13 protein-coding genes are annotated in these 12,979 nt (G+C 66.4%); 6 read left to right on the forward strand and 7 right to left on the reverse strand.

The window, feature by feature from the left end; translation table 11 throughout:
• Positions 1-15: 15 nt before the first annotated feature.
• The 5 genes from E0497_RS06435 (at position 16) to E0497_RS06455 (ending at position 5,450) form a co-directional block, all read left to right on the forward strand.
• Positions 16-423: a heat shock protein transcriptional repressor HspR gene (locus E0497_RS06435; RefSeq protein ID WP_421958313.1), complete on the forward strand. Its 408-nt coding sequence runs from the start codon at positions 16-18 to the stop codon at positions 421-423.
• A 365-nt stretch (positions 424-788) separates the two neighbouring features.
• A complete protein-coding gene (locus E0497_RS06440; RefSeq protein WP_137723961.1) occupies positions 789-2,003 on the forward strand; it encodes an ABC transporter substrate-binding protein in 1,215 nt (404 codons plus the stop codon).
• 43 nt (positions 2,004-2,046) lie between these two features.
• Positions 2,047-2,904: a branched-chain amino acid ABC transporter permease gene (locus E0497_RS06445; RefSeq protein ID WP_137723962.1), complete on the forward strand. Its 858-nt coding sequence runs from the start codon at positions 2,047-2,049 to the stop codon at positions 2,902-2,904.
• A 3-nt stretch (positions 2,905-2,907) separates the two neighbouring features.
• Complete coding sequence (locus tag E0497_RS06450) at positions 2,908-4,731, forward strand: branched-chain amino acid ABC transporter ATP-binding protein/permease (RefSeq protein WP_137723963.1); 1,824 nt, start codon at positions 2,908-2,910, stop codon at positions 4,729-4,731.
• Positions 4,731-5,450: an ABC transporter ATP-binding protein gene (locus tag E0497_RS06455; protein ID WP_137723964.1), complete on the forward strand. Its 720-nt coding sequence runs from the start codon at positions 4,731-4,733 to the stop codon at positions 5,448-5,450. Before E0497_RS06450 ends, E0497_RS06455 begins: the two co-directional genes overlap by 1 nt.
• 85 nt (positions 5,451-5,535) lie before the next feature.
• Here the strand turns inward: E0497_RS06455 and E0497_RS06460 are convergent, their stop codons facing one another.
• Both E0497_RS06460 and E0497_RS06465 read right to left on the reverse strand, forming a co-directional pair.
• Positions 5,536-6,402, reverse strand: a complete 867-nt coding sequence (locus E0497_RS06460) for a TIGR03619 family F420-dependent LLM class oxidoreductase (RefSeq protein ID WP_137723965.1) — start codon at positions 6,400-6,402, stop codon at positions 5,536-5,538.
• A 69-nt stretch (positions 6,403-6,471) separates the two neighbouring features.
• A complete protein-coding gene (locus tag E0497_RS06465) occupies positions 6,472-6,723 on the reverse strand; it encodes a hypothetical protein (protein WP_137723966.1) in 252 nt (83 codons plus the stop codon).
• 151 nt (positions 6,724-6,874) lie between these two features.
• Between E0497_RS06465 and E0497_RS06470 the strand changes: the two genes are divergently transcribed.
• Positions 6,875-7,570 carry a PadR family transcriptional regulator gene (locus tag E0497_RS06470; RefSeq protein ID WP_137723967.1) on the forward strand — a complete coding sequence of 232 codons (696 nt, stop codon included), beginning with the start codon at positions 6,875-6,877 and terminating at the stop codon, positions 7,568-7,570.
• Between the two features lie 41 nt (positions 7,571-7,611).
• On the opposite strand, the gene E0497_RS06475 is transcribed toward E0497_RS06470, so the two are convergent.
• The 5 genes from E0497_RS06475 to E0497_RS06495 all read right to left on the reverse strand — a co-directional run bounded on the left by E0497_RS06475 (position 7,612) and on the right by E0497_RS06495 (position 12,862).
• Positions 7,612-8,544: an alpha/beta hydrolase gene (locus E0497_RS06475; RefSeq protein WP_137723968.1), complete on the reverse strand. Its 933-nt coding sequence runs from the start codon at positions 8,542-8,544 to the stop codon at positions 7,612-7,614.
• A gap of 16 nt (positions 8,545-8,560) precedes the next feature.
• Positions 8,561-9,352, reverse strand: coding sequence for an IclR family transcriptional regulator (locus E0497_RS06480; RefSeq protein WP_137723969.1), 792 nt, complete (start codon positions 9,350-9,352; stop codon positions 8,561-8,563).
• 174 nt (positions 9,353-9,526) lie between these two features.
• Positions 9,527-10,459, reverse strand: coding sequence for a biphenyl-2,3-diol 1,2-dioxygenase (gene bphC / locus E0497_RS06485; RefSeq protein WP_137723970.1), 933 nt, complete (start codon positions 10,457-10,459; stop codon positions 9,527-9,529).
• A 43-nt stretch (positions 10,460-10,502) separates the two neighbouring features.
• The gene (locus E0497_RS06490; protein WP_137723971.1) at positions 10,503-11,684 is read right to left on the reverse strand and encodes an acyl-CoA dehydrogenase family protein; all 1,182 of its coding nucleotides are present in this window, start codon (positions 11,682-11,684) and stop codon (positions 10,503-10,505) included.
• The gene (locus E0497_RS06495) at positions 11,681-12,862 is read right to left on the reverse strand and encodes a 3-ketosteroid-9-alpha-monooxygenase, oxygenase component (protein WP_137723972.1); all 1,182 of its coding nucleotides are present in this window, start codon (positions 12,860-12,862) and stop codon (positions 11,681-11,683) included. The genes E0497_RS06490 and E0497_RS06495 overlap by 4 nt, the downstream gene beginning before the upstream one ends.
• Positions 12,863-12,979 lie beyond the last annotated feature (117 nt).

Here is a 12,979-nt window from a genome sequence, read left to right on the forward strand (position 1 = left end):
AACGGGTGAACCATGATGAGCGACAAGGACCGCACGACGTCGGACGCCTCACCGGACCCCGACGCCCGAGTGTTCGTCATCTCGGTGGCCGCCGAACTCGCCGGCATGCACGCGCAAACCCTGCGCAACTACGACCGACTCGGCCTCGTCACCCCGCACCGCACCCGCGGCGGCGGCCGCCGCTACTCGCCCCGCGACGTCGCACTGCTCCGTGAAGTGCAACGCCTGTCGCAGAACGAAGGCGTCAACCTCGCCGGCATCAAACGCATCATCGAACTCACCAACCAGGTCGAGGCCCTCCAACACCGCGTCGACGAACTCGCCACCGAAATCGCCCGCGTCCACGCCAGCTACCGCCGCGACCTCGTCCCTATCACCCGCAGCAACGCGCTCGTCGTGTGGAAACCCCGCAACGAACGCTGACACCCACCGAACGGGAACCCAGCGCACGCTTCTCGACAGGAAACGTGCACCGGGTTCCCGTTCGGCGTTTCCGTGGCACCCCACCTCGTCAGCTGAAGGGTCCCTTTGTTCTCCCCGGGCGTACAAAGGGACCCTTCAGCTGCTGTGGGGGTGTACTTCCCACCGAGCGGTGCGTCCGGTTGACGAGACCTGCGTCACACCTTAGGCTCCCGATCGAGCGGTTGCTTGGTGACCAAGCGGTTGCTTGAAAGGTCGTACCCGGATGTCGAAACCCCTGAGTGTCGGTACCGCGGTGGGCCTCGTCCGTCCGATCGAGCCATGCGAGTGCCTGGTTCGGTGTGCTTCTGTGTCCTAGGAGGACAGTCATGCGAAATCGGCGTCCAGTTCTCATTGCGGCAGTCGCGGTGTCGGCCCTGGCCCTCGCCGGGTGCAGCAGTGCGGACTCCACGGAGACCGGCGGTGCGGATCAGCCGTACCGCGTCCTCGTCACCGGCGGAATCAGTGCCCAGGGTGTGCTCGCCGCCAACGCCGAGACCTCGATCCTCGCGGCGAAAGCCGGTGTGCAGGTGCAGAATGCGGTCGGCGGTATCGGCGGTCGACAGATCGAGCTCACCGTCGTCGACGACGCCGGTGATGCGACCATCGCGGTCACCAAGCTGCGCGACGCCATCAACAAGCAGAAGCCCGACCTGGTCCTCAACTCCGGGCCGTCGTCGATCGGTGCTGCAACCCTACCGATCCTCAAGCAGAACAAGATCCTCTCGTTCAACGTCTCGCCCACGGAGGACTCGACGAATCCGGCGAAGTTCCCACTCAACTTCGACCTCGCACCCGGCGCCGCCGACAACGCGCGCGGCATCGTCGGGCACGCGAAGGAGAAGGGCTACACCGACATCGGGGTCATCCACGGCAGCACCGCCTACGGTGAGCTGTTCGGCAAGGAGATGACGTCGGCGATCGAGAAGGCCGGACTGAAGCAAGTCGGCAACGAGGAGTACGAGTCCACCGCACTCGACATGACCGCGCAGCTGCAGTCGGTCAAGAACGCCGGTGCCAAGGCGATCGCACTCGACGCGTACGGCGCGCCGCTCGGCTACGTACTGCAGAGCATGCAGCGCCTCGGTTGGGACGTGCCGATCATCGGCAACACGTCGGTGTCGAGCACCAACCTCGTCGCGAACGAGCCCCCGAACGGTGTGCTCGGCACGCCGGAGATGAAGAACCTTGTCTCCCAGGTGTTCACGAGCACCGTCTACGATCCGGACAACGCACTGGTCAACCAGATGGTCGATACCATGGCATCGCTGGGCACCATCTCGTCGACGCTGATCATCGCCGACAACTACGATGCGTTCCCGCTCGTTGCTGCTGCCGCAGAGAAGGCCGGCACCACCACCGACGCAGAGAAGCTCGCCGCCGCACTGGAAACCGAAGAGGTGCAGAAGAACGCGAAGACGGCGTTCCTGTCGCGCTACAACTTCACCGCCGACAACCACGGCCCCAACCCGAACCAGGACGAGATGAAGTTCATCGCGCCGACCCGGGTCGTCAACGGCCAGTTCGGAAACCCGGCCGCGTGACACCGACGACTCCCGAAGACCTCACGGAGAGGAGGGAACTGCGATGACGATTCTGTGGTCCGGGCTCGCGCTCGGCGCCGTGTACGTGCTGGTCGCGATCGGATACAACATCGTGTTCGTCTCGTCGAACACGTTCAACTTCGCTCAGGCCCAGTTGATGATGGTCGGCACGTTCGTCGCCTACACCGGCCTGGTGACGCTGAAACTTCCGGTCCTGGTGGTGGCGGTCATGGCGACGGTGACCGTGATGATCCTCGCTGCGATCGAGGAACAGATCGCGATCAGACCGGTCGCCGATCACCAGAACCAACTCGTCACCACCCTGGGTGTGGCGACACTGCTCAACGGCGCCACCCAATTGATCTGGGGCAGCGAACCGCTCACTGTCCCGTTCTTCGGATCCAGTGATCCGATCACCGTCCTCGGTGGACGCACCTACCCGTACGAGATCGCGCTGTTGGTGCTGTCGATCGTGCTCGTCGTCGGGCTCGGGCAGCTGAGCAAGAAGACCATGACAGGCCTGGCGCTCATGGGCGTCTCCGAGGACCGGGAGGCCGCGATGCTCCGCGGCGTCAACGTGCGTCGGATCGCGATGGGCGCGTTCGCGCTCTCCGGTGCGCTCGCCGGTGTCCTCGGACTGTTCGTCGGCCCCAAGACGTTCGCGGTCGCGACACTCGGAGCGGCATTGGCGCTCAAGGGTTTCGTGGCGCTCGCGATCGGCGGCTTCGGGTCGCTGCCGGGTGCCCTGATCGGCGGACTCACCGTCGGTCTCGTCGAATCGTTCACCGCACTGTGGGCCGGCAGCCAGTACAGCAACATCGCGGTGTTCACCGTCCTGATCGTCGTCCTCATGGTCAAGCCGGCCGGACTGTTCGGCACAGTCAAGGAACGGGTGGTGTGACCCATGCAGATCTGGCGAACAATCCGCACGATCCCCGGATGGGTCTTCGCACTCGTCTTCGCGGCGGCCGTGTTCTTCGCGCCCATGCTGGGACTCGCAGCGTCCGACACTCGGCAGCTGCAACTCGCGTGCATCCTGGCGCTCGTCGTCAGCGGCCTGAACCTGAGTCTCGGCTACGCCGGTGAACTCGCACTCGGTCAGGCGGCGATGTACGCGGCCGGCGCCTACACGGCCGGACTGATGTCGCAGGCCGGGCACACCGAGATCCTGCTGCAGTTGGTGGCGGCGGGGGCGGTCGCGCTCGTCGTCGGCATCGTCACCGGCATTCCCGGTCTGCGACTGGGTAGTTGGTCGCTCGCAATGACGTCGTTCTTCCTGGTGCTGCTGGTACCCGACATTCTCGCGATCTTCGGTGGCAACACCGGCGGCCGCAACGGACTGTCCGGGATGGAACCGCCGACACTGCTCGGGCAGGACATCGACAAGAACTTCTACTACGTCGTCGTCGCCGTGACGATCCTGTGGTTCGTGGTGATGCGCAACCTGGTGGTGTCGCGGCACGGCATCGCGTTCCGGACGCTCAAGCAGTCGCCGGTGCTCGCACAGTCGCAGGGCGTGTCGGTGTATCGGATGAAGTTGCTCGGCTACGCGATCGGTGCACTGCCGGCGGGCCTGGCGGGCGCACTGTTCGCGAACACCGACCTGTTCATCGCCCCCGAGGCGTTCGGGTTCACGTTCGCGACGGCCGTCCTGGCGGCGTCGATCCTCGGCGGCTCGGCGAGTGTCTACGGTGCCGTGATCGGCGCAGCCATCATGCAGTTCGGCCCCAACCAGTCCACCGCGTTCCAGGAGTACTCGCTGTTGTTCTACGGCGGATTCCTCATCCTCGGCGGCGTGCTGCTGTCCGGCGGCCTGGTCAAGGTGTTCCGGGGACTGGCCGCCAGGCTCGACCGCAAGGCCGGCATCGGTGTCGCCGAACGACCGGAACCCCGGGACCCGAACGAGATTCCCGTCGTCGACCCGATCGCCGGTGCTGTCCTCGAGGTCGACGGCATCTCCAAGGCGTTCGGCGGCAACCAGGCGTTGAAGGATGCGTCGCTGCGAGCCGAGCCGGGACAGGTGACGGCGCTCATCGGACCGAACGGATCCGGCAAGACCACGATGCTGAACATGATCTGCGGTTTCTACACCGCGGATGCCGGGCGAATCATCGTCGGCAGCACCGAGGTTCAGGAGTTGTCGTCGTACCGGGTGGCCCGCGAAGGCGTCGCACGCACCTTCCAGACCCCGAACATCCCCGAGAACGTCACCGTCCTCGAGGCCGTCGCGTCGGGACGCTACATGACCGATCGGGCGTCGATGCTGTCCGCGGTGCTGCGGCTGCCGAGCTTCCGCAAGGTTGCGGCCGCCGACCTCGCCGAGGCCGACCGCGTTCTCGACCTCGTCGGAATGTCGCACCTGCGGGGTGAGATCGCGACGTCCCTGCCCCTCGGGATGCGACGCATGCTCGAAGTCGCCCGCGCCGTCGTCGCGCAGCCGCGGGTGGTGCTGCTCGACGAGATCGCGTCCGGCATGGACGAGGACGAACTCGTGCGCCTGTCGGTGCTCATCCGGGCACTGCGTGACGCAGGCGCCACGGTCCTACTGGTGGAACACAACTTCCGGCTCGTGCTCTCCCTCGCCGACACCATCGTCGTGCTCGCACAGGGACAAGTCATCGCCACCGGTACCCCCGCCGAGATCGAACGGCATCCACGGGTCCTCAGCGAATACCTCGGCATCGACCCCGACAGCGACACCGCTGCCGAGCTGGAAAGGGTGGAGTGATGGAACCCGTTCTGAGCGTGAAGAACCTGCAGACCGGATACGGCGACCTCAAAGTGGTCTGGGACGTCTCCTTCGACGTCCACCCCGGCAAGGTGACCGCCCTCCTCGGCCGCAACGGCGCCGGCAAGACCAGCACACTGCGCGCGATCTCGGGCCTGAACAAGGTCCACGGCGGCACCATCGAAATGGACGGCGACGACATCTCCGGTGTCACCGCCCACCAACGGGTCCGCCGCGGCATGGCGTACGTGCAGGAAGGAAAACGCGTCTTCCACAAGCAGACCGTCGAACAGAACCTGCTCCTCGGCGGCTACACCCGCCGGCTACGGCGACGGGCACTGCAACCCGACGTCGACCGCATCTACGACATGTTCCCCATCCTCGGCGAGAAACGGAACCTGCTGGCCGGCTCCATGTCCGGCGGACAACAACAGATGCTGGCCATCGGCGCCGCCCTCATGTCGAACCCACGACTGCTGCTGCTCGACGAACCGTCCGGCGGCCTCGCCCCCGTCATCGTCAACGAAGTCATGGAACGCGTCCAACTCCTCAAGGAGACCGGACTGGCCGTGCTGCTCGTCGAGCAGGCCGTCGAAGCCGCGATGCGCGTCGCCGACCACGTCACCGTCCTCGACATCGGCAAGGTCGTCATGGATGCGCCGGCATCCGACATCGACGACATGGCGGTACTCCAGGACGCCTACTTCGGGCGGGTCTGAGGCCTGCCCCCGTGGTCAGCTGAAGGGTCCTTTTGTTCGCCTCTGCCGAACAAAAGGACCCTTCAGCTGTGCCGGGGGACCACCGTCACATGGCGGCGTCGGCGAAGCGGCGGACCGCGTCGAGTCGGGCGGCGGGGTCGGTGGGGTCGGCGTCGTACATTCGTGAGGGGGAGACGCGGATGCGGGTGACGCCGAGGTCGGCGAGGCGGCGGTAGCCGTCGATGTCGGTGACGTCGGTGGGGGAGGCGTCGATTTCGAAGGGGAGGTGGTCGCGGCCGTATTCGGTGCGCAGTTCGTGCAGTCGGGTGATGGCGGTCGTGAGGTCGGCGAGGGTGGCGTTGACGGAGATCCAGCCGTCGGTGCGGCGGGCGGCGCGGCGCAGTGCCGGTTCGGAGTGCCCGCCGCCGTAGATCGGTACGGGTACGTCGGGTGCGGGGCTGATCATCAGTCGGTCGAAGTCGTAGTGTTTGCCGTGGTGTTCGACCCATTCCGGTCCGCGGCCGGCGCAGACCATCCGCAGGATGTCGATGGCCTCGTCGGTGCGGGCGCCGCGGGTGCGCATGTCGGTGCCGGTGAACGTGAATTCTTCGGGGATCCACGACAATCCGATGCCGACGGCGACGCGGTTGCCGGACAGCACTGCCATCGAGGTGAGTTGCTTGGCGGTGAGCAGCGGGTCGCGCAGCGGTAGTTTCAGCACGTTGGTGTAGAACCGCAACCGTTCGGTGACGGCGGCGAGTGCGGTCATCGCGATGAACGGGTCCGGCATCGGGGTGTCCGGTGACCACATGCGTTTGCCGTCGGGGGAGTACGGGTAGCCGGCGGAGATGTGTTCGGGATAGAATACGGAGTCCGGTAGGGCGATTGCGTCGTAGCCGTAGTTGTCGGCGACGCGCGCCAGGTCGATCAGTTCGGGGGTCGCGATCATCGCGCCCGACAGTGCCCACTTCATGACTCGACCGTAGGTCGACGAAAGCCGGTGTGGTGGTGTAGGTCCCGAGGGTCGGGACCTACGGGGGTGTCACTCCAGGCGGCCGGGAACGGGATAGCTGCGCAGCGACAGTCCGAGTTGCCCGGACATGGTGAGGTCGTCGATGGATTCCTGCAGCTTCGGGCAGGTGGGGACGAACACGCGGCCATCCTTGGTCCGCGACTCCTCGAACTCGGGGCACACGGTCGAGGCGTCCTCGAGCCATTGGATGCTGGTGTGGGCGTCGCTGTACTTCTCGACGAGGACACGATTTCCGCAACTGGTGCAGTTGAGGCTTTCCATGACGAACCTCCTGGCGTTCGCCTACGACGGTAGCCACCGGGTGGCCCTGCCGTCTGCCGTGCTCCCACGCAGCGGGAGATTCGTTCCCGCTCGGCGGGTCGAGGTTACTGACGTGTAATCAGTCGTCTACCTGGGCTGTTACGCTTTCCTCATGTCCGAGACCGAGCCTGCCGACGACGTCGGATACCCGCAGTTGCCCGCCACGAGCTGGGCGGTTCTGGGGATGCTCACCCTGGGTGAGGGCCTCACGGGTTACGACCTGAAGAAGTGGGCGGACTGGAGTTTCGGTTACTTCTACTGGAGTCCGTCGACCAGTCAGGTGTACGGCGAACTGAAGAAACTCGAAGCGGCCGGCCTGGTGTCGTCGGAGCAGGTGTGCGAGCCGGGGGAGCGGGGACGGCGCGTCTACCGGATCACCGGGCCCGGGACGCGGGCGGTGCGGAACTGGTCGCGGGACGCGCCCGTCGAGCAGCCGGTGCTCAAGCACGGCCTGCTGCTGCGGATGTGGATGGGCCACCTCAACGAGCCGGAACATCTCAAGGAACTCGTCCGGGCACACATCGAGAACATGGAGACGCTGCGCGAGCGGGCCGCGATGCACGCCGCCAACGCGACCCGGGAACCGTCGTGGGCGTACTCGAAGATGAGCCTGAAGTGGGCGGAACGCTACTACCGTGCGGAGATCGACCTGGCTCGGCAGATGCTCGACGACATCGACGAGGCGGCCACGGAGTTCGCGGGTGTGCACGAGCACGACGAATTGGGAAATCCGCTGCCGGAGGTGGCCGGATCATGGCGTGAGGTGGAGGATTTCGTCGCAGGGTTCGAGGCGGACGGTCGGTCCTGACCGCCCACTCCGGGCCCGGAACGTCGGCGCGGTCCCGAACGTCAGTTCGGTGAAGCGAGGACCGATCGCAGGTCCTCCCACAGCTGCTTGCGTGCGATCTGTGTGATCGACAGCACGGGGATCGTGAGGAACCCGTGGAACAGCCCGTCGTAGACGCGGTGGACGGTGGGGACGCCGTCGGCGGCCAGGCGCGTGGCGTACGCGTCGCCTTCCGAGGACAGCGGATCGCGGCTTGCGGTGACGACGACGGCCGGCGCGACCCCGGACAGGGTGTCGGCGCGTTGCGGGGAGACCAGGGTGCTGTCGGCGCCGCCCGGCGCGTACTGCTGCCAGTACCACTGCATGGCGGCGCGCGTGTTGAAGTGTCCCGTGGAATAGGTTCGGTACGAGTCGGTTTCGAAGTCGTCGTCGATCACCGGATACAGCAGGACCTGTGCGGCGACATCCGGTCCGCGGCGGTCCCGGGCGGCGAGGGCGACGGTGGCGGCCAGGTTGCCGCCCGCACTGTCACCGGCGACGACGAGCCGCTGCGGATCACCGTCGAGATCGGCGCAGTGCACGGCCGCCCACTCGAGCGCGGCGTAGACGTCGTCGAATGCGGTGGGGGCCGGATGTTCCGGGGCGAGCCGGTAGTCCACGGAGACGACGACGGCGCCGACCCCGTTCGCCATCGCCCGGCACAGTCCGTCGTGGGTGTCGAGGTCGCAGAAGACGAATCCGCCGCCGTGCGCGAACACGACCACCGGCAGCGGGGTCGACCCGGACTCCGCGGGGCGGTAGATCCGCACCGGGATCGGACCGTGCGGTCCGTCGATCTCGCGGTCCTGCACGGACGCAACCGGTTCCGGGTCCGGGTTCGGCTGGTAGCGGGACCGGACGACGGCGCGGGCCTCGGCACCCGTCATGGTCTCGACGCGGGGGAATCCGGCGTCGAGCACGTCGAGCATGGACTGGACCTCGGGATCGATCGGCATGGTGCTCCTGGGGGTGTCAGGCGTACTGGAGGTGGGCGCGACCGGCGACGGTCGGCATGCTCTGGAGCCGGTTGCGGTGTGTGATCGGGGCGGTGCCGTGTCCGCGTCCGGTCAGGGACTGCAGGATCGAGTTGGCTGCCATCCGGACCGGTGCCGCGTGTCGGTGGTCGAATTTCAGGTGCCCGGTCGGACCGCAGATCGACAGGGCCGCAGTCGCATCGCCCACCGTGCCGATCGGGACGGCGATGACGCCGATGCCGCCGGAGATCTGGCTGACCTCGTACGAGACACCCATCTCGCGGACCTTGTGCAGTTCCGGGGTGAACTGGACCAGGTTGTCCCCGGTGCTCGGCGCGTAGGCGAGCAGCGCCTTGCCGATCGCCGAGCTGTGCGCCGGGTAGCGGCTGCCGACGCGGGTGGGCAGTTCGGCCGCGAGCCGGCCGCCGATCTTGTCGAGGTAGAGGACGTCGGAGCCGTCGAGTACGCCGAAGTGGACGACGTATCCGGTGACCCGGTGCAACTCCTGCAGGATCGGGGCAGCCGCGGCGTGCAGTCGGTTCTGGTGGACGGCGATCGACCCGAGTTCCATCAGCCGGGTGCCGAGTTCGTAGTTGCGGCCCTCACGGCGCAGCCATCGCATGTCGACGAGGCGTTCGAGCATCCGGTGCGCCGACGACCGCGGCAGTCCCGTGCGCTTGACGACCTGGGCGAGTGTGAGACGACCGGGGCCGTCGAACGCGTCCAGGACGAGCGACACCCGCTCGAGAATGGCGGTCGGGGCTCCGTCGGCGGTTACGGATGCAGTCATGGATGTCTCCCTCACTTCTGTCGAGCGCAGCAGCAAGACCCATCTGACATGGGTGTTTCGATTAGGAATAATGACACAGAAGTGAGCGTTTGTGAAGCAGGTCACTCTGATGGTAAACGCGTCGAGGGGGAATCCGGTCGGATTCCCCCTCGACGAACGTTCGTTCGGTTGCGGCTACATCGCGGCGAGCGGTTCGCTGCCCGACCAGTCGTGGCCCCAGTAGCTGTCCGCGGTGATCTCCTCGGACGAGTAGTACTTCTCGTCGACCTTCGTGCCCTCGGTGCCGAACTCGATGTCCCAGCCGCCCGGAGCACGGACGTAGAACGACACCATCTTGTCGTTCGTGTGCCGGCCCAGCGTCGACGACACCGAGAAGCCGTCCGCGACAACACGATCGAGTGCCTGTCCGACGGCGTCGAGGGTGTCGACCTCGACCATGATGTGGACGAGCCCGGGTGCGCCGCCGTGCGGGGCGGGGCACAGCGCGAGGCTGTGGTGACGCTCGTTGACACCCATGAAACGCACCCGCATCGGACCGAACTCCGGCGGTGCCGGGATCCGGAATGCGCCGCGCGGCAGGAACCCGAGCACGTCGGTGTAGAACGAGAACGAGCCGTTCGGATCCATCGTCGGCAGCACGACGTGACCGAGTCCCTGCGCGCCCGTGACGAACTTGGCGCCGAACGGGGTGACGACGGGGCTGTGGTCGAGGACCGCACCGTGGAAGATCTCGAGCGTCGCGCCACACGGGTCGACGAACGTCACGACTTCCTCGACCCGGCGGGCGTCGGCCTCTTCGAGCGACAGCGGCTTGACCGCGATACCGGCCTTCTCCACGGCCTCGGTGACCCGGACCAGCGCGTCGTGGTCCCGGACCTCCCAGCCGATGGTGACGACCTCGTCGGTCTCACCGGGGACGATGATGATGCGGGCGGCCCGCTCGTCCATACGCAGGTAGAGGGCGTTCTCGTCGGGGCCGGTGCCCTTCGCGAAGCCGAGCACGTCGAACGCGAAGGTGCGCCAGCGCTCCATGTCGTTCGTCTGGACCTTCACGTAGCCCAGACCGCGGATGTCGGTACCGAAGCCGCCGACATTGCTGTTGGTCATACCTTTGTCTCCGTTGATAATTCGAAACTGTGGATTCGGGGGATCAGATCATCGCGCGGAGCGGACCCTGCGGGTCCACACCGAGACCGCTGAGCGTCGCCGCGTGGTACACGGTGCCGGGCACGTGGATCGCGTGGTGCAGGCCGGCGTGGGCGTCACGCCAGAACCGCTGCATCGGCTTGTCCATGCGCAGTGCGTTGCCGCCGCAACGGGCGTACACCTGATCGACCGCCATCACTGCTTGCCAGGCCGCGTTGACCTGCGTCTCGCGGCCCAGAGCACGCTGCTCGAACGTCGGGGTCTTGCCGGCGTCGACCAGATCCCACATGCGATCGACGTTGGCCAGCAGTGAATCCCGAGCCGCACGCAGCTTCGCGGTGGCTTCACCGATCGCGAACATCGTGTACGGGTCGTCCTTGATCGCGGTGCCCTGCGGGTTGATGCGCTCACGCTGGTACTCGTTCGCGTGGTGCAGCATGCCCTCGCAGATGCCGACGGTGGCCGACGTGATGCCGAGCGGGAACATGTTGGACCACGGCATCAGGTACAGCGTTTCGGTGCGGCCGTACTTGCGGACAGCGGTGCCGTCGATGACCTCGTCGCAGTCCATGACGCGGTAGTCCGGCACGAACGCGTCCTTGACGACGACGTCCTTGGAACCGGTGCCGCGCAGGCCCACGACGTCCCACGAGTCGTCGATGATCTCGTAGTCGGAACGCGGGATGATCACGTGCAGCATGCGGGGAGGCATCTCCATGCTGCCGTCCGGGTTGCACGCCATCGCGCCGAGGAAAGCCCAGTCGCAGTGGTCGGTTCCGGAGGAGAACGACCACTTGCCGGAGAACGTGTAGCCGCCGTCGACCGGAACACACATGCCGCCCGGCATGTACGGCGACGCCATCCACGTGCTCTGGTCCTCGCCCCAGACTTCCTGCTGCACCTTGGGGTCGGCGAACGCCAACTGCCACGGATGCACACCGACGATGCCGTGGACCCAGCCGGCCGACGGGTTGATCGACGCGGTCCGCATGACGGTCTCGGCGAACTCGCGCGGGTGCGCCTCCATACCGCCGTGCTCCTTGGGCTGGAGCATGCGGATGGAGCCGAACTCCTTCATCTTCTTGGCCGTGGCATCGGCGACCTTACCGATCCGCTCCGCCTCCTCGCCCTCGATGAAGAGTTCGTCGGCAGCAGCCTCGACAGCGGCCAGGACTTCGTAGCTCATGCGGTGGGTTCCTTCTCTTCGTCGGCCTGCCGGGCCAGGTTCTCGGCGACTTCCTGCTTCCAGCTCGCGACCGCACGGGTGGTGTCGATCTCGAACTCGAAACGCTTGGTCATGTCCTCGGTGACGTTCTCGACGTCGGTGTAGAACTGCTGGTACCAGCGGCGCAGCTGGTAGACCGGGCCGTCCTCCTCGGACAGCAGCGGGTTGTCGATGGGGGCCTTGTTCTTCCAGATCTCGACATCCTGCTCGAAGCCCAGCTGCACGCCCTCGGCGAACTGGGCGCCCATCGCCGAGGACTCCTCGCTCGACATGCCGGGCAGCTTCTTGACGATCGCGCCGTACTGGAGCACGAACTCGTCGTTGCTCACCGGGTAGTGGCAGTTGATGAGCACCGTCTTGACGGTCTGGCCGTTGGCGTCGGTCTCGAGCCAGTCGATCATGTACGACGGACCGAAGTACGACGCCTCGGAACGCAGTTCGGCGTCCGGGTCGTCGTAGTTGGTGCCGGTGATGATGTCCTCGCGACCGGTCGAGTTCATGTACTGGGTCGCGATGTGACCCTCGAAGACGTTCTTGAAGTAGCGCGGGAACGAGTAGTGGATGTAGAAGAAGTGCGCCATGTCGACGACGTTGTCGACGATCTCACGGCAGTGGGAGCCCTTGATGCGCAGGCTCTTCCACTCCCAGTCGGTCCACTCGTCGGTGCCGTAGCCCTCGATCTCGGGGATCGTGACGTCGGCCGGCGGCGGGTTGCCCTGCGGATCGTGCCAGACGAACAGCTGGCCGTTGCGCTCGAGGGTCGTCCACGCACGGGTCTTCGCGAGCGGGGGCACTCGGCGGGCGTAGGGGATGTCGGTGCACTTGCCGTTGCCGCCCCAGCGCCAGTCGTGGAACGGGCAGGCGATCGAGTCGCCCTTGATCTGGCCCTGGCTCAGGTCGCCGCCCATGTGCCGGCAGTACGCGTCGAGAACCTTGAGATCGCCCTTGCTGTCGGCGAACACGACGAGCTTGGTGCCGAACGCCTCGATCGAGTGGGGCTTGCCGTCCTTGAAGTCGCGGAGCAGGCCGATCAGGTGCCAGCCGCGGGCGAACCGAGTGGGTGCGGCCGCGGCTTCGATCTCGCGGACCTCGGCCTCGTCGGTGGTCGTATCGGGGGTGGTAGCAGTGTCGAGAGACATGGGATCCTCCGTGCCGTCAGGGGGCTGTCCTGTGATGAGTCTCATGGAACTCTGCGGCGTGTTCCGTGCGACAGAGGGTTTCCCGCTGGATGGAACGCCCCCTCCCCGGTGCTGTGA

The organism is Prescottella subtropica, assembly GCF_005434945.1.
Lineage (GTDB): Bacteria > Actinomycetota > Actinomycetes > Mycobacteriales > Mycobacteriaceae > Prescottella > Prescottella subtropica.

Excerpts from the sequence above, each read along its gene's own strand:
- E0497_RS06495 (WP_137723972.1), bottom strand. The coding sequence starts at position 12,862 with ATGTCTCTCGACACTGCTACCACCCCCGATACGACCACCGACGAGGCC.
- E0497_RS06480 (WP_137723969.1), bottom strand. The coding sequence starts at position 9,352 with ATGACTGCATCCGTAACCGCCGACGGAGCCCCGACCGCCATTCTCGAG.
- E0497_RS06490 (WP_137723971.1), bottom strand. The coding sequence starts at position 11,684 with ATGAGCTACGAAGTCCTGGCCGCTGTCGAGGCTGCTGCCGACGAACTC.
- E0497_RS06450 (WP_137723963.1), top strand. The coding sequence starts at position 2,908 with ATGCAGATCTGGCGAACAATCCGCACGATCCCCGGATGGGTCTTCGCA.
- E0497_RS06470 (WP_137723967.1), top strand. The coding sequence starts at position 6,875 with ATGTCCGAGACCGAGCCTGCCGACGACGTCGGATACCCGCAGTTGCCC.
- E0497_RS06440 (WP_137723961.1), top strand. The coding sequence starts at position 789 with ATGCGAAATCGGCGTCCAGTTCTCATTGCGGCAGTCGCGGTGTCGGCC.
- E0497_RS06465 (WP_137723966.1), bottom strand. The coding sequence starts at position 6,723 with ATGGAAAGCCTCAACTGCACCAGTTGCGGAAATCGTGTCCTCGTCGAG.
- E0497_RS06475 (WP_137723968.1), bottom strand. The coding sequence starts at position 8,544 with ATGCCGATCGATCCCGAGGTCCAGTCCATGCTCGACGTGCTCGACGCC.
- E0497_RS06435 (WP_421958313.1), top strand. The coding sequence starts at position 16 with ATGAGCGACAAGGACCGCACGACGTCGGACGCCTCACCGGACCCCGAC.
- bphC (WP_137723970.1), bottom strand. The coding sequence starts at position 10,459 with ATGACCAACAGCAATGTCGGCGGCTTCGGTACCGACATCCGCGGTCTG.
- E0497_RS06455 (WP_137723964.1), top strand. The coding sequence starts at position 4,731 with ATGGAACCCGTTCTGAGCGTGAAGAACCTGCAGACCGGATACGGCGAC.
- E0497_RS06445 (WP_137723962.1), top strand. The coding sequence starts at position 2,047 with ATGACGATTCTGTGGTCCGGGCTCGCGCTCGGCGCCGTGTACGTGCTG.
- E0497_RS06460 (WP_137723965.1), bottom strand. The coding sequence starts at position 6,402 with ATGAAGTGGGCACTGTCGGGCGCGATGATCGCGACCCCCGAACTGATC.